Below are 19,669 nucleotides of genomic sequence, written 5' to 3' on the forward strand. Positions count from 1 at the left end.
TGGCGAGTCTCTATATCAGCGGACTGCGCAACAATCCCCGCCTCTCCGCCGCCTGCAGCATCCATTTGTCAGGCACGACGACACCTCGGCAAATTTCCTGCATCAGGTCACCACTTTTGCGCATGATGGCCACCATCGCCGGCGCACTGTCCCGCGCAAAATGCCGTAGCAGCGAATCAAGCAGCAAAGGCTTATCCATCACCTCTTCCGCCCTGGCCTGCGCCGGCGCCAGCCATTGCAGGCGGGGCAAGACCATTGCATAGGGGATTGCCAGCTTTTCCAGATCGTCCATAAACCACCAGAAACCGCGGCAATGATTGGATGAAATCCCGTCCGCACCGTGCTCGGCATGTGTCAGGTCGCGATAGAACAGCCAGCCCTTGATCAGTGCCTGCGACCTGGCGATAGGCTCCTGCACGGTGAACTGCGCCAGCGGATGTTGCGCCAGCGGCAGTTGCTGCTCTATCGTTTTTTTCATCTTGGCGCCCAGCGTATCTGCCAGATTGGGACCGACATAACTATACAAATCCGGCACATAGCCCGGTTGCAGCTCCCCATCATCGGAGCCGGGATCAAACAGATAAAATTTGGTCGCCAGCTCCCAGTGAGCGAGGCCGCTGCGCTGACGCACCAGAAAATCGAATTCGCCTATCGTCTGGTTATTGCCCTGCCTGACCTGCAAGCCATGTGCAAACAGTATGCCCTGGTGCTTCAGGTAAAAGGCCAGCAGATTCTCTGCATAATGCCCAAGGCGGCTATGCTTGTGCAATTCCAGCGCCTGATGCAGGGGTGCCGGCTGCCTGTCGAGGGCGCTCAGCCAGTCTATCAATGCCTGCGGGTCGCTGATGGGTACGGTAGCGATCTGGCCAGCCCATACCGGCGATTTTGCCGCCAGCATGTCGGGCGACGTCAACATCCATGCCAGCGCGCGCACATGCGGATCATGCAAATGCTGCCAATAGCGGTGAAACAGTGTTTGAAATTCCATGATTCAGCAGACTCGGTTAGCAGACTCAGGCATGCTCTGCCGCCACGCTTCCGGCGCTATCTGCAGCGTTTGCGGCCAGGCACAGATCTGCCCACGCTTTGCTTTTTTCTATAGGTTTGCGCAGCAAATAAGCGGGATGGTAAGTAACGACCAAAGGCAGCTTCGCGTAGCGATGCGGTTTGCCGCGCAACTGGCCTACCGGCGTTTCTGGATCCAGCCCCAGCAGCGATATCGCTGCGGTCTTGCCCAGCGCAACAATGACGCCTGGCTTGATCAACTCTATCTGCCGCTTCAGGTAAGGCAGGCAGGCAGCGGCTTCTTCAGGGGTAGGCGGCCGGTCCTTGCCTTGCGCATCCGTAGGCCGGCATTTGACGACGTTCGCGATAAAGGTGTTTTCGCCGCGCTGCATGTCGAGGCCGCGCATCATATTATCCAGCAGGTGGCCGGCGGCGCCCACGAATGGCTCGCCTTGCAAATTCTCGTTATAGCCCGGCCCTTCGCCGACAAATAGCCATTTGGCTTTGCGATCGCCGACCCCGAAAACGGTATTGGCCCGGCCCTTGCACAAGCCGCAGGCACGGCATCCGGCGACACTGGCTTCGAGTTCGTCCCATCCCATTTCTGCAATCGCATCGGCACGCTGCAAGGCCCGGTCATCGGTCCCTGCACTTGATTCGATAGTGTTTGGCACTACAACATCAGCCGCTGCAAACGCGTCTTCTATCGTCGCTACAGGCGCGGAAACCTGCGGCGGCTGCGCTACTGGCACGGCCGACACCAATGGCACGACTGGCGCAAAAGCATCCGATGCCTGTGCCTCAGCACTTTCTATCTGGGCCTCCGCAGCGTCTGACGCGGCTAAGGCTAACGGCGCACCTGCGTCCCGCAATTGCCAGACCGGCCCCAGTCGCATCTCCGCCAGCATCCGGGAACGCCTGTCGTCGAAATTATTTTTTACATTACCTTGATGATTGATCACAGTGTCATCCGCATTACGATTGCATCTTCACGGGTATTCTCCTCCGCCGGATAATACGCTTTTCTTCTGCCAATTTCTGCAAATCCATAGTGCTGATAGACCTGGATAGCGCGGGTGTTGCGGACCCGCACCTCCAATAAAATGGACGTCGCCTTTTGCTCCCTGGCATAGGCACATAATTGATCCATCAACATTCTGGCCAAGCCTTGTCCCTGCCGCTCTGCCGCCACGGCGAGATTCAGCAGATGGACTTCATCCAGGATAGTCATCGCCAGGAAATAACCGAGCAGATCTTGCTGAGCATCGCACAAACCACAGATTTCATGCCCGGCATTCAGGGAGTCCGCAAAATTTCCACGAGTCCAGGGATGAGCATACACCTGCTGCTCTATCTTTAACACCCGATCAATATCGTCCTGCCTCAATTCGCAAAAATGATATTCCGGCATTGCCACACTCATGCTGCACCTTTACCGACATTCGCGGCCTGCTTGGCAAGCAGCCGCTCCTCGGTCGTGAGTGCAATCTTGTTACGCAAATAGAGCGGCTGAGCCTGCTCGGCAGACACGGCCCTTCCTGCTGCATAGCCTGCCAGCGCCAGCCGTGCAATCTGTTCTGCATGCGGCATGCACGGTAATGTCACTACGTCAGGCGGCAAATCATCCAGCTTCAAACCATTGCCATGCACTAGTGCAGCAGTCTTCAGATCAGTAACATTCATCAGGCCTGCAAATGAACCCAGCGCTGGTTCGCTGATTACCTGCCACTCGCTGCCTACATAACGATAGCGCGCCCAGTAGACCTCTTCCATACGGGCATCCAGTACACAGACAAGCTCGCTATGCCCCCGCTCCTGCGCTGCTGCGCGCGCACCTTCCGCCATTGCCAGCAGGCTAACGACAGGAACAACAGGTAAATCGGAGCCGAAAGCCAGACCTTGCACAACGCCGCAGGCAGTGCGAACTCCGGTGAAGGCACCCGGTCCGCAACCGAAGCCTATCGCATCGCATTGACTCAAAGTGATGCCGCCTTGCCGGAGCAGTTCCTGCACCATAGGCAATATGCCTTGGGAATGCGTCTGCACGCCGGACAGTTCTCGGGAAATAATGCCGCCATCGGTCAACAAGGAAGCCGATGCCAGCTCAGTCGAGGTTTCTATGCTTAGAATAATTGTCATGCCCGTATTTTACCGCGCCCTCGCCCGATGAGAAGCCATTTCATCATCACCTTGCCTGTCTTAATATCATCAAATATCATCATTGCATCGCCGCTTTGGGCGATAGCATGCAGTGAAACATCCAATCACGTAAAATGCAGCGTCATGAGTACAATATTGAACAATACTGAAGATCTTGCCCACATCAGGGGTGAGCTGCAGCATAAGCCCTGGCTGGTCGCCTGCCTGTGTGCAGCCTGGTGCAATACCTGCGGTGACTATCGTGCAGCTTTCGATGCATTGCGCGCACAGCATGCGGATAAATGCTTTGCTTGGCTGGACATCGAGGATCAAGCCCATCTGGTTGATGAGATCGATGTAGAAAATTTCCCCACCATCCTGATTCAACATGGCGACCATATTTTATTTTTTGGGACCATGCTGCCCGATGTAAAACAATTGCATAGATTGATATCGTCGCTGTCGGAAAATACCGAGCAAAGCATCTCGCATGGCAAATTGCTCAACCAGGGCACGCCGAAAGACTGGAGCTTGCGCCGCCTGCTACTTGAAAACCTCTGACATCCGCAATCTAAGCAATCTCACATTCGAATATAGCAAAAGCTGACAGGAAAAAGAAAAAAGGGACTAGATTTTCATCTAGTCCCTTGAATCTGGTGCGGCTGGCAGGAATCGAACCCACGACCCCTTGGTTCGTAGCCAAGTACTCTATCCAGCTGAGCTACAGCCGCGAAAGAACGAAAGTATAGCACGGGTATTTTTAAATAGGAAGTTTATCTATAAAAAAGATGAAATAATTTATCATTGCCCATTATTTCAGCAGCAGATACGCAACACCAGGCAGATATCCCTAGTTAATGCGCTAGCCCTGTCATCCCCAGGCATCACACCAGGCTTTCACATGCACCAGTTTACCGGGGAATAAAGCGCACCCACCCATATCCTTGCTCTTTTCCTCGTATAGCTGGCAAGTTCCGCAAATCTGCCCTGCCTCGTATTTGGGAAATTTTTTCTTGTCGACCTTGGAAGGATCGAGCTTGTAGCCATGCTCTACCGCTGAAGCGTCGCTTTCAAGAAGCTGCGGATCATCCGCAATAGCAAAGCCGCACGTCGTCAGAGCGGCAACACCTGCTACCGACCTGATCACAAATGTCCTGCGATTTAGACTCATGGGTAAGCTCCTCAGCAAATATTGACGTTTGATAAACTTGACAGCAATTATGCCAGAGCATGGCCCCGAATGCCGCACCGATCAAGAATGGCAGCCTCGGCAACATAAGGTCCACGGAATTTCTCAATATTTGCCCGATAGCAAAGCCACCGACAGACACCAGGGCAAGTGCAAAATTAAGACAAGATAAACAAAAAAATTGCCAATTCACTCACATGATCTGATAGCGATCTGGTACATTGGCCACACGTTTCTTTAAATGCGCACAGCGGAGCTTGGACATCATGCTTGCAGCCCCGACTCCAGATAACGATGCGAAACGCCTTGCCGTGCCTCATGCACTGCTGATACTCGACACCCCACCCGAAGAACGCTTCGATAAGATCGTCGCATTCGCAGCAGCAGAATTCGACGTGCCCATTGCCCTGATTTCGCTGGTTGACAGCGACCGGCAATGGTTCAAATCACGATTCGGATTAAGTGCCTGCGAGACTTCACGCGATATTTCATTTTGCGGGCACGCCATCATGCGTACCGATATCCTGGTCATACCTGATGCGGCTGCAGACGAGCGTTTCGCCGACAACCCCTTGGTCACCGGCGATCCTTATATCCGCCTCTATGCCGGCGCACCGCTGATACTGCAATCAGGGCACTCCCCAGGCACGCTATGCCTGATCGATACCAAGCCTCGCCAGCTAGATGAGCTTGATCTGGCCATACTCTCTACGTTAAGAGATCTGGTGGTCAAAGAATTGTCCAATGCGATGGAGACTTCCGATGGCTAATCCAGCGGCAAACAGACGCATGTTATTGGTGGAGCCGGAGACGCTATTGCGGCAAACGGTGGCACTGACTGCGCGTGCGATTGGCGTAGGAAATATTCATGAAGCAGGCAACATGGTGTTGGCCGAGCAAATGCTGAAGGAACAGGCTTTTCACGGCGCCGTCATCTCCATCGATACTGAGAAAACCGACGCCGCCAACCTGGGCTTGCTAGACCAGGTCAGGAACGGCGCCACGGCCAGCAATAAGGCGATACCGATTGCCGCCATGGTTGAACGCTGCGATTCAAATCTGCTGCAGGCATTAAGCCAGCGCGAAGTAACCCGCATCATCCTGAAGCCGTTCCGCGCCCGCCTGCTGCTGGATGTCTTCACTGAATTTGCGATCGTCAGCAAGTAGATTCATCATCAAACGCAAAAAGCGCATGCGAAGACATTTGTGCCGAGCACTATTGTTACTCAGGCTTTGCTTTTTCCAAATATTTGCGCCACATACCCCGATAGCTCGCTTCAAGTGCTTTTGTAAAGCCGAGCTCGTCACTCAAACTTGAGGCAGCCAAGCGTGCGCGCATGCCTTGCCGCAGCGCGGACAAGCGCTGCATATCCCTGCTTAACTCTATCGCGATCCTGGCAAAATCTTCTGCATTCGCAGCAGCAAGCTCGGGCAATCCCAGGTTATTCAACAAAGCATACCCTACCCTTGAGGCAAACGACTCCCCAGTGAGTGTCACAAGAGGCAAGCCTTGCCAGAACGTTTCACAGCTCGTCGTCCCGCCGTTAAACGGAAAGGTATCCAGCGCGATATCCGCCTGCATTACTTGCTCCCTGAATGCGGCAAGATTGAGCTTACCTTTGAAATCCAGCCTGTGCAGCTCTATGCCTTCTGTCTTGAATTTACGCTCAAGCACCCGTTGCGCGCCAGGTGAAGTCGTACCCATAATCAGCAGGCGCGCGTCAGGAATACTGCGCATGAGCTCTGACCATACTTTGATATTAACGTCAGAAATTTTGGAAATATTATTTGCGGAAACAAAAGTAATAAAGCCATTTTTCAGGGCTGGCAACTCCGTCATCTCGCGCAAATCTTCTACCGGACGAAAACTCCACCATAAGCGGTCCTTGAATTTATGCAGAGTCTCGCTATAAAACCGATCGCTCTCAGAAGGATTGGCATCCTCGTTGGTCAGCCGGTAATCCATCGCGGAGAGCCCCGTCGTATCCACATAACCGAGATACGATACCTGCACCGGCGCAGGCTTGCGCGCAAACGTCAGCAATCGATGATTGCCGGTGTGCCCATTGAGATCAATCAGGATGTCGATTCCATCGGCCCTGATGCGCTGATCAAGCTCCGCATCAGACAAATTTTCGCAAAACAAAAAATGACTGGCTGCCTGTTGGATTTTTTCTGTGATGATGTCCCGCACACTAGCATTGTAGTAACAGAAGATTTCAAATTGCGCCCTATCGTGCCTTTCCAGCACAGGCAACATGAATATGGCGACGGAGTGTGCATGAAAATCCGAGGAAACATACGCAATTTTTAGGCGCCTCTCAGGATCTGGATTATTCGAATGCATGCGCTGCAGAGCTTTGACCGGCGCCTCAAACTGCCCGGCAAATTGCAGATGCTCGGAGAATAATTCAGCAGGATGCGCCTGAGGCAAATACTGAAGCGAAAATAAAAGCCCGGTGTGGCAATTATGGAGTTGCGGATTAATAGCAAGCGCGGCGCGAAAAGCCGCGACCGACTCTTTAATTTCCCCACGATCTCTGTACAAAATGCCCAGTGTTTCGTAGGCCTCCACGAAATTAGGATCTACCGAAACCGCCCGGGAAAATTCTGTGATGGCGGCATCCGGATCCCCCATACCTTGCGCAATTTTTCCTAGAAAAAAATAAGAGTCAGATAAGCCGGGGCTCAATACAATTGCTTGTTCAAGATGCGACTTTGCCTCTTGTAAAAGGCCTTGCTCTATCAGGACAAAACCCAGATTGATATGAATGGCAGCTGATGATCCATTCAATGCCAAAGCCTGTCGATAGTATCCTGCCGCATCGGCCCAAGAACCGGTGCTCCAGCAGCCATCTCCCAGTTTTTTAAAAACCAGACTTTTTTCTATCCGTATGTCATCGGCAGCTTGAGCAGAAGCGCGATCATCGACGGGCGTGATTACAGGAGTTTGCTTTTCTTCGGAAGACGAGAAAAAATTCTTGAGCCAGCTGAGCATTGATAACCATCGATTTTGACAGGGCAATCTTGCATTGTATCAAAATACAGACGGAGCAAATCACTGCCAACCCGACATTTCTCCAGGTTCCGTGCGCACTATTTACTCAATCGCCTCGCTTTGCCTGCCTGTCCTGCCACTATCGCGGGAATGCGGGGGGACCAGCAAATTCGGCCACTTGGTCTTGCTCCATGCAGCAGCTTTGCTCGCGCGACTTGAGCGCCTCGCCTTGCAATCCTTGTCGATGGAATTCGCCGATGTATGTGGGTGGCTCAGAAAAGAAAAAAGGGACTAGATTTTCATCTAGTCCCTTGAATCTGGTGCGGCTGGCAGGAATCGAACCCACGACCCCTTGGTTCGTAGCCAAGTACTCTATCCAGCTGAGCTACAGCCGCGAAAAACAAAATTATAGCATAGGCATTTTTCGTTTGTCACTACCTTTTCATCAAATTTCTACTTGCGAGCCTACTTCGATAACTCGGTTGGTTGGAACCTGATAATAATCGGCTGCATCGCGCGCATTGCGGGACAAGGTAACGAACAGCCATTCGCGCCACATCGCCATACCGCCGCCTGGGCGCGAAATAATAGTCTGGCGCGCGATGAAATAAGAAGTCTCCATCGGCTCAAATTCCAATCCATGCGCAGCGCACAGCTCCAGCGCCTTTGGAATGTCCGGCTCGTTCTTGAAGCCGTAAAACACATCCAGCTGAAAACAGTTATGGCCGAGATCCGTGATCTTGATGCGATCGGAGAAAGGCACCCACGGAATATCCGTATTGTGCAAAGTCAGAAACACGACGCGTTCATGCAGGATTTTATTGTGAGACAAATTATGCAGCAACGCATGCGGCACGCCATCGGCTTCGCCACGCAGGAAAATCGCCGTGCCGGCAACACGCGTAGGCGGCGACACGAACAGCGACTCCAAAAAATCCTCCAGCGGAATTGCATGCTTGCGCAAATTGTCGAACACCAGTTCGCGGCCGCCCTTCCATGTCACCATGATGGTAAACATCAGGCCACCCAGCACGACCGGGAACCAGCCGCCCTGGAAGAACTTCAATGCATTGGCAGAGAACAATGCCGCATCAATCACGAAGAAGAAGCCTGTCGCCAGGAAGCAGATGGCCAGATTATATTTCCAGCCATAGCGGATCACGAAGAAAGTCAATATCGAGGTGATCAGCATGGTGCCGGTGACTGCGATACCGTAAGCCGACGCCAGCGCGGAGGAGGAGCCGAAGCCGACCACCACGCCCACCACCACCAGCAACTGCAGCCAGTTGACGATAGGGATGTAGATCTGGCCTATTTCTTTTGCTGAAGTGTGAATGATCTTCATTCGCGGCAGGAAGCCGAGCGAGATCGCCTCCTTGGTCATTGAGAATGCGCCGGAGATGGTTGCCTGCGAGGCGATAACCGCCGCCACCGTAGATAAAACAACCAAAGGAAAAACACTCCATGGACCCAGTTGCTGATAAAACGGATTGCTGACCGCTTCAGGGCGAGCAATCAGCAAGGCGCCCTGCCCCAGATAATTCAATGCCAAAGCAGGAAACACGATCAAAAACCACGCAACGCGAATAGGCTTGCGGCCGAAATGCCCCATGTCCGCATATAACGCCTCCGCGCCGGTAAAGGCCAGCACAACGGCACCCAAGGCCAGGAAACCCAGGTAGCGGTGATAATTAAGGAACTCCATCGCGTACATGGGATTCAGTGCCCGCAATATGCTTGGCATCTTGATGATATTCACCAGGCCCATCGCCGCCAGCACGACAAACCACAAGATCATGATGGGGCCAAATAATTTGCCTATGCCGGACGTGCCCCTGTACTGCACTGAGTACAAGGCAATCAATACTGCCAGCGTAATGGGGATCACATAAGGCTTGAAGGTAGGCGTCGCCACCTCCAGCCCCTCTATCGCCGAGAGCACCGAGATCGCCGGCGTAATGACGCCATCGCCGTAAAACAGCGAGGCGCCAAACAAGCCCAGCACCATCAGCACAAAATGCCAGCGGGATAATTTGGTGACCGACTCCAGCGCCAGTGCGGTCAGCGCCATGATGCCTCCCTCGCCACGGTTATCCGCGCGCAGAATCAGGGTGACATATTTGACTGCGACGATGAAAAACAGCCCCCAGAAAATCAGGGATACAACGCCGAAAATATTTGCTTGATCTAGTGCGAGGCCATGCTCTTTTGAAAACACCTCTTTCATCGTGTAAAGAGGGCTAGTGCCGATATCGCCGTAGACGATACCGATAGCAGCCAGCGTTAGAGCGCTGAGGCTGCTTTTAGTATGTTGGGTAGACAAGTGAATACCTAGTTATTATTGGTGCATTGCACAATAGGTGATTCCCGATCGAATTTCAAGATGGAAATCAAATTTTCCACATGCTTATGTAAATGCGCAACAGAATGCCAGTTTTGCACAAAATCCGGTTGCAGCATAGTCAAAAAAATACTAAGCCTGAGGCAAGCATGCCTTAAACATAAGGCGCGCAGGCTGCAAGCCACAAACAAAAAGCCCCGCATTTGCGGGGCTTTTTGTTTATTTCTTAAATACAGTAATACATGAGTGGATTCCCGAAACCCAGTTCTATCTGAAAAGTGGCTCCGACGTGAAAAGAATCAACTCATGTATTACTGCAATATGAATCTCTTAGCCAATGCAATCTAGTAGATAACCACAAGCACTGCGACATTCATTGGAAATAAATATACCACTGGTGTTTTTCTATTGCAAGCATTTTTCTGAGAAATGCCGTCTGCAGCAAGACGGTCGCATTTGATGGCCAGCCAGGCATCTATCACAAGCCGCGCTCAAGCAGACTCAGATGCTCCCTGTGCTCCGGCCTGAGCCGGTACAGCTGTGCAGGCCTGTGCGCACCAGCCAAGCCAAATCTCCCGTCAACCTCTTCCAGCATCCCCATCTCACTCATCTTGCGGCGAAAGCTGACCTTGTTCAACTCCCCTCCCATCAAGGCTTCGTACACGCGCTGCAGTTGTGGCAAGGTAAAATTTTCCCCGGCAAGATAGCAAGGCAGCGATGAATACTGGCTCTTGTTGCGCAAGCGATCCACTGCCATGCCGATGATGGCCTGATGATCAAACGGCAGTTGCATGAGTTTATCCACATCCACCAGCCGAATTTGATCGCGACCGGAATGGCCCACCTGCTCAACGATATCAATCGACACCAACGCATAATAAACAATGGACAAAGACCAGCCGCGCGGGTCCCGCGCCGGACCGGAAAATGTCGCCAGCTGCTCCAGATAAGGCGCAGTAATATGCGCCTTTTCCTTCAGCACTCGCAATGCCGCCCCGCGGGCATCAGCATCTTCTTCCGCGTGAATAAAGCCCCCAGGCAAGGCCAGCACATCTTTGAACGGCTCCTTGTCGCGTTTTAATAAAGCAACCTGCAGCGCGCCCTCCTTCAGCGTCAGCAAAACCAGATCCACTGTGCAAATTATCTGATTCATAGGTTACTCCAGGCTCTTTCTCGCATTGTTTTCCAACTTCACTACTTGTTAGTTTAAATGTTGACTAAAGATAAGCTCAGTGAAAAAAACTGTCAACACCAATGGGTACTAAAATTAAAAAAAGACACTTTTACTTAGTTGCATTTTTAATTTAAGTATCCTACACTAGAATCATCATCACCTCAAAGCCAGGATGAACATCATGCGCAGCACGCACCTGTTAATCATTGACCCGCAGAATGATTTTTGCGATCTGCCCCAGGACTACTTACCCTTTGACCCAGCTTCCAATAGCAGGGTCTCACCGGCTCTGCCGGTGCCCGGAGCGCACGCCGATATGCAACGGCTGGCACAATTTATAGATCGCGCCGGTGCCGGCATCAGCGATATCAGCATCACGCTGGATTCTCACCACAGGCTGGACATTGCCCATCCCGGCTTTTGGCAAACTGCCGAGAAGCAGCAAGTGACCCCATTCACACAGATCTCCGCAGCAGAAGTGCGCAGCGGCGTATACCAGCCCCGCAAATCGACGGATCTGGCGCGCGCACTCAGCTACCTGGATGCACTGGAAAGCGCAGGCCGTTATCAATTGATGGTGTGGCCGGTACATTGCGAGATAGGTTCATGGGGGCAAAATATCCATGCCGATGTGCATGCAGCGTATAACCGCTGGGAAGATGCCTCGCAGCGCAGCGTGAGTAAGCTGAGCAAGGGCTCCAACCCCTGGACCGAGCATTATTCTGCAATCATGGCGGAAGTACCCGATGCAGAAGACCCCGCGACCCAGCTTAATCGCGCTTTTATCGATATGCTTGCCCAATCAGACCAGATCCTGATTGCAGGCGAAGCCGGCAGCCACTGCGTGAAAGCCACTACCGAGCACATCGTTGACAACTTCGGTCCACACTCCCTGTCCAGGCTGGTACTGCTCACCGATTGCATCAGCCCGGTGTCCGGATTCGATTCGCAATACAGGGATTTCCTTGGCGATATGCAGTCGAAAGGCCTGCGCCTGGCGCAAAGCACCGAGCTACTGCCTGAATTACTGGCCAGGCGCGCAGCTTGAGTATGCCATTGGTTCCAGTCGCTGCTGCTGACCGGCACATCACGCAAAACCTATCAAAAAGCCTGTTCGGCGATCACACCGGAAAACAAGAACAATGAAAACCATCCTACGCAGCCTGCTGGAAAACGATCTGTATAAGTTCACGATGTGGCAAGCGCTGCTGCACAGCCATCCGAATACCCAGACTGAGTATTCTTTCGTGTGCCGTAATACGCCCGCCTATCCTCTGGCAGAGCTGAGAGACGAAGTGAATGAAGCGCTCGACCACTTGTGCACAATGTCGTTCACTGAAGAAGAGCTGGCCTATCTGCGCAGCCTGCGCTTCATCAAGAGTGATTTTGTCGACTTCCTGACAGTATTCCGCTTCCAGCGCAGACTGATCAGCGTGGAGCTGGATGGGGACAAACTGGTCATCCAGGCCAAAGGGCCGCAAGTGCATGTGATGGGCTTTGAAATTTATGTGCTGTATATCGTCAATGAACTCTACTTCCGCCGCTTTGATGCGGAGCCATTGCTGGCTGAGGGGCGCCGGCGCCTGAGCGCAAAAATCGAAGTATTGAAAGCATTCAGTAAAGAGCCTGCACGCAAAAATTCTTTCGGCTTCTTCGATTTTGGCTTACGGCGTCGTTTTTCCGGCGCATGGCAGGAAGAAGTCGTTGCTACGCTGGCACGCGAAATCCCCACTTACTTCAATGGCACTTCCAACGTCTATCTGGCAAAGAAATACAATCTGGTCCCAATAGGAACCATGGCGCATGAGTACCTGCAATCCTATCAGTCCTTTGGCGTACGCCTGCGCGATTTTCAAAAGGCCGCACTGGAAGGCTGGGTGCAGGAATACCGTGGCGACCTGGGTACCGCACTGACCGATGTGGTCGGCATGGATGCCTTCCTGGCCGACTTTGATCTTTACTTCGCCAAGCTTTTTGACGGCTTACGCCATGACTCCGGCGATCCTGTCGTATGGGGAGAGAAGGCAATCGCGCACTATGAAAAACTGCGCGTCAATCCCAACACCAAGCGCCTGGTATTTTCGGATGGGCTGGATTTTGACACCGCGCTATCCTTATACCGGCACTTCGCCGACCGGACCATGACAGCCTTCGGCATAGGCACCTACCTGACCAATGACATGGGCATCACGCCGCTGAACATTGTGATGAAGCTGGTATCGTGCAATGGACAGGCAGTGGCCAAACTGTCCGATGCTCCAGGAAAGACCCTGTGCAAGGATGAAACCTTCCTCGCCTATCTGCGGCAAGTCTTCAATCATCCAGCGTAGGCGATCATAAGGAAGCACTTGTTTTAATAAACTTCGGCCCTTACTGACGAGACAAACAACGCCATGCTGAACATCGCACTTGCGCAACTGAATTACACCGTTGGCGATTTTTCCGCCAACACCACGGCGATCATCTCGCATATGCGCCGCGCAGCAGCGGCATCTGCCGATATCGCCGTTTTTTCCGAACTCGCTATTTGCGGCTACTATCCCGGTGACCTGCTGGAAGACAGCAGTTTTCTGGCACGTTGCGATGCCGCCCTGGACGAAATCATTCGCACTTCCGCCGAATTGCCGGAGCTGGTCACAGTAGTGGGCACGGCACGCCGCAATAATGGCCCCGGCAAACCTCTGCACAACAGCTTACTCGCCATTCGCAACGGTCAGATCATTGCCGAGTATTACAAACAGTTGCTACCTACTTATGGCATCTTCGATGAATACCGTCATTTTGAACCGGGGCCGCAAACGGCTTGCACGCTCAGCGTCAGGGAACATCGCGTCGGCTTCATGATTTGCGAAGACGGCTGGAATCAGCCGGGACTGGACTATAAGGTCAATCCCTTTGACGCACTAAAACAAGCCACCCCGGAACTCGTGATCAGCATTAATGCCAGTCCATCCGACATTGGCAAGCGCAAAAAAAGGCATTCAACCATATCCAAAGCCTGCCAGGAAACACAATTGCCTATCCTGTTCGTCAACCAGACAGGCGGGCAGGACCAACTGGTGTTTGATGGGGCTTCTTTTGCTGTCACGCCGGATCAGGGCGTGGTTTTTGAAGCCTCCCAATTCGAAGAGGATTTTCAGTGCATAGGATTTGATGCCGGTGCATTCATGAAGGACGGCCTTCCGCTACTTGCGTCTGCCCTGGTGGATTTGCCAGTTGAAGAATTCACTCGCCGCCAGATACTGCTCGGCTTGCGCGACTATGCGCGCCGTTGCGGCTTCAGCAAAGTCGTCGTGGGATCGTCGGGCGGCATAGACTCGGCTTTGACGCTGGCACTGGCGGCACAGGCACTGGGTGCCGAAAACGTGATTGCCATTACCATGCCGTCCGTGTGGTCCAGCGAAGGATCGGTGTCTGACTCTGTGGATTTATGCAAAAATCTCGGCATCCGCTTGCACACTCACCCGGTTGCCGACCTGGTCAAACAATTCAGCACCGGATTCGAGCACAGTTTTGACACGCCGCTGCGCGGTTTACCGCTGGAAAATCTGCAGGCCCGCATTCGCGGCACCATATTGATGGAGTATTCCAACAGCTTTGGCGCCCTGCTGCTCACTACCGGCAACAAGAGTGAGATATCGGTCGGCTACTGCACCCTGTATGGAGACACCAATGGTGGCCTGGGCCTGATAGGCGATCTGTACAAAACGGAAGTGTATGCACTGTCCCGCCATATCAACCAGCAGGCTGGACGCGAGTTGATACCTGAACCCATCATTAGCAAGCCTCCGTCCGCCGAACTGGCGCCGGATCAAAAAGATACCGACAGCCTGCCGCCCTATGAAGTGCAGGATGAAATACTGAAATGGCACCTGGAAGGCGACAGGATGCCGCCTGCCGAAGCCAAGGCGGCGCGCAACCACGTGCAAGGGCTGCAGACCAGCGAAGAAGGTCGCCAGCTAGTCGCGCGCATACTGGCCATGGTCGCCAGGAACGAATACAAACGGCGCCAGGCGCCGCCGCTGATCAGGGTGCGCTCGCGCGCCTTCGGCAGCGGCCGCCAGATGCCTCTTGCCGCTAAATATTGACATACCGGGAAAGACAATGACTGCCAATTTTTCTGCCAAACTCGCGATCCTGATAGGCCGCTTCCAGCCCTTCCACAATGGCCATGCAGCGTTGCTGAAAAAAGCGCTGGAGAGCGCACCGAATGTCATCGTGATACTGGGATCGGCATTTCATGCGCGCAATCCCAAGAATCCTTTTACCTGGGAAGAACGCGCAACGATGATCGCCAACACGCTGGATGAGACCGAGCGCTCCCGCGTGTCTTACCTCCCTATACGAGATTATTACGATGAAAAGCGCTGGGCAAAGGAGATATTAAAAGCCGTCAGTAAGCAGGCGCCCAATACGGGTAGCATTGCACTGGTGGGTCACTTTAAAGATGCCTCCAGCGGCTATCTGCGACACTTCCCGCAATGGAGTCTGATAGAGGTCGGCAACCAGGCGAATATTGACGCCAGCAACATCCGGCAAGTACTGTTTGAGGCCGAGAACCTGGATGTCTCCCTCAACGTGATCGCCGGCGCAATGCCGGAAACCATACGCCAGTATTTGAAGGCCTGGGCTTTACTTCCCTGCTACAAGGATCTGGTGCAGGAATATGCGGTACTACAAGCCTACAAGGCTTCCTGGAGCAGCGCGCCCTACCCGCCTATCTTCACCACCGTGGATGCCGTTGTTAAAACCGCGGGCCACGTGCTGCTGATCAAGCGAAAGAGACACCCGGGCCGGAATCTGTGGGCCTTGCCGGGCGGCTTCGTTGAACAATGGGAAACCGTGCTGCAAGCGGCAATACGTGAACTGGAAGAAGAAACCACACTGGGTGTGCTGAGCGATACTTTGCCGGATGCGCTGGCCGGCGTGCAGGTATTCGACCATCCCGACCGCAGCCTGCGTGGCCGCACCATCACGCATGCGCATTTCTTCGACCTGAAACATGAGCAGCTACCGGAAGTAGAAGCGGCTGACGACGCAGAAAGCGCCAGCTGGGTGCCGGTAGAAGAGCTGGCGGTAATGGAAGACCAGTTCTTTGATGACCATTTCCATATCCTGGATCACTTCCTGGCGCTGCTGAAGGATTGAGAGCTATTCCTGTGATCGAGATTTTCTTTTCGCCAGCTCGCGTACCAGATCTTCCATAGGCATGGGCTTGCCGAACAGCCAGCCCTGCGCATATTGCACGCCATGCTCACGCAAAAATTGCTCCTGCGCTTCCGTCTCAACACCCTCTGCAATCATCTTCAGGTTCAGTGATTTAGCCATTTGTATGATGTGCAATACAACGCGGCTGGTGGCAGCATCGGTGCCTATGGTATCGACGAAGGACTTATCTATCTTCAGGTAATCCAATTCAAAGGATTGCAGGTAAGACAGGCCGGAATAGCCTGTGCCGAAATCATCAATCGCAACGCCTATGCCCAGTGCCCGGATGTCCCTGACCACTTCCCGCGCGACATCGGCATTCATGAAGCCGCGTTCGGTCGCCTCAACCAGCACATTGTGAGGGCCGGCATGCGCCTTTTGGATCATTTCCTTCAGCAGGTCTATCGTGTCGCGCGTGTGCAGGTCGGCAGAGGATAGATTGACGCCGATATGGAAATGCGGATGCCTGCGAAATACTTCCGGCGCATCCTTCGCCACCAACTCCAGTACATGCGCAGTGATACGCTGTATCATCCCGCTCTCTTCCGCCTCGGGAATGAACTGGTCCGGCCGTACCAGCACACCGTCGCTGCGCCGCCAGCGTATCAGGGCTTCCGCACCTATCCACTCGCGCGTCTGCAGATCGACCAGGGGCTGGTAGGCCAAAAAGAACTCCTTCTTTCTCAGGCCGGTGCGTATCAGCGCAGGCAGGGATTGCTGCAGCTTGGTCATATACCGAGCGACATATACCAGGGCCAGGCCTGCCAGCAAACCGATGGGCACCAGGATCAACGCAAATTCATAGACGCGCTTGGTCAGATAGGCCGCAGGTACCGCTGCGACTGCGCCAGTCGCATACTGCGTGGACTGCACAACCGCGACCACATATTCGCCGTCAAAAAAGCTGGCCTGGTGGCGCCCCTGCAGTTCGTCTATCCACCTTTCCTTGACCAGGCCGCGGGATGTCCTGAATTCACGAAAGCCCGGTGTGAATGTCGCCAGGGAAACATCTTTCTCTTGTGTAGAGACATCGATAGGCAGGGATTTGTGGATGATGGCGGCATAGCTGCCTTTTTGGATCACGATGAAGTCGATGTCAGGGGCAATCGCCGCCAGCTTGACATGATTGCGGATCGCCGTGCCCGATGCAGTAAGCTGCTCGACAGGCCCCAATGCCAAGCCCCCCACGTGCATCCCCATTGAGGAACATAGCAGGCGCTCGCCGGCCACATAACCTATCGCCTGGATGTAGCTGGAACTGAGATCGATCTCGCGCATCAGCGCAATCTGCATTTCCGAACAGGGATCGTCGCCGCTGTCGCCGCGCGTGCGCAACAGCTTGTCAATTCCGTTATAGATCTGGCCCGCGGTGCGCTCGGACCGGCCCATGACCTCCATCGCATAACTCAGTGCGCGATCTTTTTCAGATTGCAGGCTCTGGCTCTGCGCCAGTTTCAAGGAAACCAGGATAGGAATGGCGAGCGCCGCCACCCCCGTTATAACGGCCAATATGGTTGCTGAAGCCTTGGGCATGTGTCCCTTAATTATTGATATTATTTTTTAAACCGCTGTAACACGAACCCAGGCACGTGCTACATGCAAAGACCAGGAGGCAAAGCCAGGAAATAATCAAAAAGTATAGAACAAGGCAAATCAGGTGTATATGCCGACGTTGCGCCGCACCGGACACTTGCAACAATAAAAAACAAAATACTTTGCAAGAGCTTAAAGCGACCAAAATCTGGCTTTCATTAACCACAGCCAGGCCCACAGGCGTCAGCGAAAACTATTTTGGGAAAAACAAAATGACCAGAGACACCATCGCAAAACAGCAGTAGGACACTACGGTATAGGTAATGGTATAGCCGAGCGCAAAAGACAATTTTTTGCGGCGGGCAGATTTGTACAGCCCAAGAAAGAGCAGGAAGAAGGCTGCCGGGATGAAAACGCCCATCAAAAGCTTGAATGCATAGTCGGCATAGTCAGGCTTCCTGAAGTAATCTGCCAACGATGCAAAAACAAAGGTGCATGCCTGCAATAAAGCGCAAGTAGCCGCAAGGATGGAAATCCTTGATGCTAATTTTCTTTTTGAAAGCGCAACCACGTTATTACTCCCATTACCAAGCCCGGATAAAAGTGCTTATTCTGCGATCCGACGGCAATTACATCATGGAAAGTATAGTCCATATGCAATTAAAAGGTAATGGATTCCTACAAAATCGGTTGCCAAATTGCAAGCCAAACAACAGATTATTAATTCGCCTCCCGGGCAAACCGGGCGAGAATTTTTATTTTGCCAACAAACGCTGTATCGTGAAAACCCAGTCAGGGCCATCCGTCACCGGATAGTCAGCATCGCTGCGTAATCCCTGGTGCTTCCCCTCCTCTTGCTCATTGCGCAATAAAGAAATGCGGTAGTCGCCCGGCTGTACGCTGGCAATGATGGGGGCCACCACGCCAAGCTTGCTGATGCAGCTTATCCGCAAGCGCCCGCTGCGGCAGGTCAGATCCGCGGTATGCGGCAGTACGTCCTCCAGGTGAAACCCTTCATTCCGCCCTTGCTGCAGCGCTGGTGCAAATTCAAGCGCGATTTTGAATACCCCGTTCAGCGGCAAAGACCAGGCCAGCATTTCACCGCGCCAGGCACACGCAATCAGGCGCTTGTCCAGATAGTAGGGAGCCAGGCGCTCCTCAGTCGCCCTGGACACCAGTTCCTGACGGGCAGCATCCATCTCAGACTGTACAAACCCGCTCACATTTGCAGGGCTTGCATCGTCATACACGGCAGCGTATAGCGCTTCGGTTTGTATGTAGATATCTGACATGGCTTCCAATTCCCGGCTTTCTTCCAACAATGAATACTGCGATTCTTATATTGCACGCCTATCCAATGGCACTTTTGTGGCATTTGCTATGCACGATAAGTAAAGAATTGCGACCGCTATGGAAATTAATTAAGCAACGTCCTTCTGCATGGTTTGCCTGCTAACCCGCATTTTATTTTACACGGCCCAACGTAAGCTCAATCAATTGAGATGCAAGGTCTTGCCCAGATAATCAAAAAACACGCAGTACAGGGTTATCGGCAGCGGTAGCCCCAGGAGCGTTCCCAGCAAATACTGATAAAAATGCACGCCTGACAATGACAATACATAGTTCAAGGTGGGCGCCGTCTGGAATAGTGTCCGCAGTAGCGCGATGCTTTTCACCGGGTGCCTGTCCAGTTGTGCCAGCACCCGAATGGCATATGGATTTTTCAATTCACGCAAGGCATCGCCGCCAATGAAGCGTATCGTGAAATAGGTAAGAATGCAGGAAACCGACGCCGCGATATAGGTGGCCACACCTCCCCACAAGCGCCCCAGTGCCAATACCGCGGCAGCCAGGAACACCAGGCCAGGCACATGGATCAGGTTGCCAAGGCAAAACAGCAATACGAAAATCAGCAGACCGCCCAGTTGATGTTCCACGATGATCTGGTGCATGAAGCGTAGATTGAAATGTTCACGCAACCCGGAAAACTCAACCACCGCCAGCAATAACAATAAAAATGCAATAACCAGCAACAGCCCTTTGTAACTACGCATGCAGATCCCCGATCAATACCTACTCATT

19 protein-coding genes and 2 tRNA genes are annotated in these 19,669 nt (G+C 53.1%); 7 read left to right on the forward strand and 14 right to left on the reverse strand.

Going from position 1 to position 19,669, the window contains the following annotated elements:
• Window positions 1-10: 10 nt before the first annotated feature.
• Genes IEW12_RS01800 through tsaB form a run of 4 tightly spaced genes read right to left on the reverse strand, consistent with a single transcriptional unit; the run spans window position 11 to window position 3,144 of the window.
• On the reverse strand, window positions 11-988 hold the full coding sequence (locus IEW12_RS01800) for a DUF1853 family protein (protein ID WP_188564281.1): 978 nt from the start codon (window positions 986-988) through the stop codon (window positions 11-13).
• Window positions 989-1,013: 25 nt separating this feature from the next.
• Entirely contained in the window at window positions 1,014-1,967 is a 954-nt protein-coding gene (locus IEW12_RS01805; protein WP_229750855.1) for a uracil-DNA glycosylase, read from the reverse strand.
• Window positions 1,964-2,428 carry a ribosomal protein S18-alanine N-acetyltransferase gene (rimI, locus tag IEW12_RS01810; protein ID WP_188564282.1) on the reverse strand — a complete coding sequence of 155 codons (465 nt, stop codon included), beginning with the start codon at window positions 2,426-2,428 and terminating at the stop codon, window positions 1,964-1,966. The genes IEW12_RS01805 and rimI overlap by 4 nt, the downstream gene beginning before the upstream one ends.
• Entirely contained in the window at window positions 2,425-3,144 is a 720-nt protein-coding gene (gene tsaB, locus IEW12_RS01815; protein WP_188564283.1) for a tRNA (adenosine(37)-N6)-threonylcarbamoyltransferase complex dimerization subunit type 1 TsaB, read from the reverse strand. The genes rimI and tsaB overlap by 4 nt, the downstream gene beginning before the upstream one ends.
• A 144-nt stretch (window positions 3,145-3,288) precedes the next feature.
• Between tsaB and IEW12_RS01820 the strand changes: the two genes are divergently transcribed.
• Window positions 3,289-3,705 carry a thioredoxin domain-containing protein gene (locus IEW12_RS01820; RefSeq protein ID WP_188564284.1) on the forward strand — a complete coding sequence of 139 codons (417 nt, stop codon included), beginning with the start codon at window positions 3,289-3,291 and terminating at the stop codon, window positions 3,703-3,705.
• A gap of 93 nt (window positions 3,706-3,798) precedes the next feature.
• Here IEW12_RS01820 and IEW12_RS01825 read toward each other — a convergent pair.
• A tRNA-Arg gene (locus IEW12_RS01825) sits at window positions 3,799-3,875 on the reverse strand.
• Between the two features lie 140 nt (window positions 3,876-4,015).
• Window positions 4,016-4,315 carry a high-potential iron-sulfur protein gene (locus IEW12_RS01830; RefSeq protein WP_188564285.1) on the reverse strand — a complete coding sequence of 100 codons (300 nt, stop codon included), beginning with the start codon at window positions 4,313-4,315 and terminating at the stop codon, window positions 4,016-4,018.
• A gap of 284 nt (window positions 4,316-4,599) precedes the next feature.
• Here IEW12_RS01830 and IEW12_RS01835 point away from each other — a divergent pair, with 284 nt between their 5' ends.
• Both IEW12_RS01835 and IEW12_RS01840 read left to right on the forward strand, forming a co-directional pair.
• Entirely contained in the window at window positions 4,600-5,103 is a 504-nt protein-coding gene (locus IEW12_RS01835; RefSeq protein WP_188564286.1) for a GAF domain-containing protein, read from the forward strand.
• Complete coding sequence (locus IEW12_RS01840; protein WP_188564287.1) at window positions 5,096-5,500, forward strand: response regulator; 405 nt, start codon at window positions 5,096-5,098, stop codon at window positions 5,498-5,500. The genes IEW12_RS01835 and IEW12_RS01840 overlap by 8 nt, the downstream gene beginning before the upstream one ends.
• Window positions 5,501-5,555: 55 nt before the next feature.
• On the opposite strand, the gene IEW12_RS01845 is transcribed toward IEW12_RS01840, so the two are convergent.
• The 4 genes from IEW12_RS01845 to IEW12_RS01860 form a co-directional block, all read right to left on the reverse strand.
• Window positions 5,556-7,331, reverse strand: a complete 1,776-nt coding sequence (locus tag IEW12_RS01845; RefSeq protein WP_188564288.1) for an O-linked N-acetylglucosamine transferase, SPINDLY family protein — start codon at window positions 7,329-7,331, stop codon at window positions 5,556-5,558.
• A 318-nt stretch (window positions 7,332-7,649) separates the two neighbouring features.
• A tRNA-Arg gene (locus tag IEW12_RS01850) sits at window positions 7,650-7,726 on the reverse strand.
• Window positions 7,727-7,776: 50 nt separating this feature from the next.
• Window positions 7,777-9,654: a potassium transporter Kup gene (locus tag IEW12_RS01855; protein ID WP_188564289.1), complete on the reverse strand. Its 1,878-nt coding sequence runs from the start codon at window positions 9,652-9,654 to the stop codon at window positions 7,777-7,779.
• A 496-nt stretch (window positions 9,655-10,150) separates the two neighbouring features.
• A complete protein-coding gene (locus tag IEW12_RS01860) occupies window positions 10,151-10,825 on the reverse strand; it encodes an NUDIX hydrolase (protein WP_188564290.1) in 675 nt (224 codons plus the stop codon).
• 199 nt (window positions 10,826-11,024) lie between these two features.
• Here IEW12_RS01860 and IEW12_RS01865 point away from each other — a divergent pair, with 199 nt between their 5' ends.
• From IEW12_RS01865 to IEW12_RS01880, 4 genes are all read left to right on the forward strand, one after another.
• Window positions 11,025-11,894, forward strand: a complete 870-nt coding sequence (locus tag IEW12_RS01865; protein ID WP_188565593.1) for a cysteine hydrolase family protein — start codon at window positions 11,025-11,027, stop codon at window positions 11,892-11,894.
• A gap of 94 nt (window positions 11,895-11,988) precedes the next feature.
• A complete protein-coding gene (gene pncB / locus IEW12_RS01870) occupies window positions 11,989-13,176 on the forward strand; it encodes a nicotinate phosphoribosyltransferase (protein WP_188564291.1) in 1,188 nt (395 codons plus the stop codon).
• Window positions 13,177-13,239: 63 nt separating this feature from the next.
• Entirely contained in the window at window positions 13,240-14,934 is a 1,695-nt protein-coding gene (locus IEW12_RS01875) for an NAD+ synthase (protein WP_188564292.1), read from the forward strand.
• A gap of 16 nt (window positions 14,935-14,950) precedes the next feature.
• A complete protein-coding gene (locus tag IEW12_RS01880) occupies window positions 14,951-15,994 on the forward strand; it encodes a bifunctional nicotinamide-nucleotide adenylyltransferase/Nudix hydroxylase (protein ID WP_188564293.1) in 1,044 nt (347 codons plus the stop codon).
• A 3-nt stretch (window positions 15,995-15,997) separates the two neighbouring features.
• Here the strand turns inward: IEW12_RS01880 and IEW12_RS01885 are convergent, their stop codons facing one another.
• The 4 genes from IEW12_RS01885 to IEW12_RS01900 form a co-directional block, all read right to left on the reverse strand.
• On the reverse strand, window positions 15,998-17,587 hold the full coding sequence (locus IEW12_RS01885; protein ID WP_188564294.1) for an EAL domain-containing protein: 1,590 nt from the start codon (window positions 17,585-17,587) through the stop codon (window positions 15,998-16,000).
• 253 nt (window positions 17,588-17,840) lie between these two features.
• Window positions 17,841-18,158: a hypothetical protein gene (locus IEW12_RS01890; RefSeq protein ID WP_188564295.1), complete on the reverse strand. Its 318-nt coding sequence runs from the start codon at window positions 18,156-18,158 to the stop codon at window positions 17,841-17,843.
• Window positions 18,159-18,342: 184 nt separating this feature from the next.
• Window positions 18,343-18,879 carry a hypothetical protein gene (locus tag IEW12_RS01895; RefSeq protein WP_188564296.1) on the reverse strand — a complete coding sequence of 179 codons (537 nt, stop codon included), beginning with the start codon at window positions 18,877-18,879 and terminating at the stop codon, window positions 18,343-18,345.
• A 201-nt stretch (window positions 18,880-19,080) separates the two neighbouring features.
• Window positions 19,081-19,641, reverse strand: a complete 561-nt coding sequence (locus IEW12_RS01900) for a VTT domain-containing protein (protein ID WP_188564297.1) — start codon at window positions 19,639-19,641, stop codon at window positions 19,081-19,083.
• Window positions 19,642-19,669: the final 28 nt, after the last annotated feature.

It is taken from the genome of Parundibacterium terreum (assembly GCF_014636315.1).
Classification (GTDB): Bacteria; Pseudomonadota; Gammaproteobacteria; order Burkholderiales; family Burkholderiaceae_D; genus Undibacterium; species Undibacterium terreum.

Excerpts from the sequence above, each read along its gene's own strand:
- IEW12_RS01820 (WP_188564284.1), top strand. The coding sequence starts at position 3,289 with ATGAGTACAATATTGAACAATACTGAAGATCTTGCCCACATCAGGGGT.
- IEW12_RS01800 (WP_188564281.1), bottom strand. The coding sequence starts at position 988 with ATGGAATTTCAAACACTGTTTCACCGCTATTGGCAGCATTTGCATGAT.
- IEW12_RS01880 (WP_188564293.1), top strand. The coding sequence starts at position 14,951 with ATGACTGCCAATTTTTCTGCCAAACTCGCGATCCTGATAGGCCGCTTC.
- IEW12_RS01900 (WP_188564297.1), bottom strand. The coding sequence starts at position 19,641 with ATGCGTAGTTACAAAGGGCTGTTGCTGGTTATTGCATTTTTATTGTTA.
- IEW12_RS01860 (WP_188564290.1), bottom strand. The coding sequence starts at position 10,825 with ATGAATCAGATAATTTGCACAGTGGATCTGGTTTTGCTGACGCTGAAG.
- tsaB (WP_188564283.1), bottom strand. The coding sequence starts at position 3,144 with ATGACAATTATTCTAAGCATAGAAACCTCGACTGAGCTGGCATCGGCT.
- IEW12_RS01845 (WP_188564288.1), bottom strand. The coding sequence starts at position 7,331 with ATGCTCAGCTGGCTCAAGAATTTTTTCTCGTCTTCCGAAGAAAAGCAA.
- IEW12_RS01840 (WP_188564287.1), top strand. The coding sequence starts at position 5,096 with ATGGCTAATCCAGCGGCAAACAGACGCATGTTATTGGTGGAGCCGGAG.
- IEW12_RS01830 (WP_188564285.1), bottom strand. The coding sequence starts at position 4,315 with ATGAGTCTAAATCGCAGGACATTTGTGATCAGGTCGGTAGCAGGTGTT.
- rimI (WP_188564282.1), bottom strand. The coding sequence starts at position 2,428 with ATGAGTGTGGCAATGCCGGAATATCATTTTTGCGAATTGAGGCAGGAC.
- IEW12_RS01895 (WP_188564296.1), bottom strand. The coding sequence starts at position 18,879 with ATGTCAGATATCTACATACAAACCGAAGCGCTATACGCTGCCGTGTAT.
- IEW12_RS01835 (WP_188564286.1), top strand. The coding sequence starts at position 4,600 with ATGCTTGCAGCCCCGACTCCAGATAACGATGCGAAACGCCTTGCCGTG.
- IEW12_RS01875 (WP_188564292.1), top strand. The coding sequence starts at position 13,240 with ATGCTGAACATCGCACTTGCGCAACTGAATTACACCGTTGGCGATTTT.
- pncB (WP_188564291.1), top strand. The coding sequence starts at position 11,989 with ATGAAAACCATCCTACGCAGCCTGCTGGAAAACGATCTGTATAAGTTC.
- IEW12_RS01885 (WP_188564294.1), bottom strand. The coding sequence starts at position 17,587 with ATGCCCAAGGCTTCAGCAACCATATTGGCCGTTATAACGGGGGTGGCG.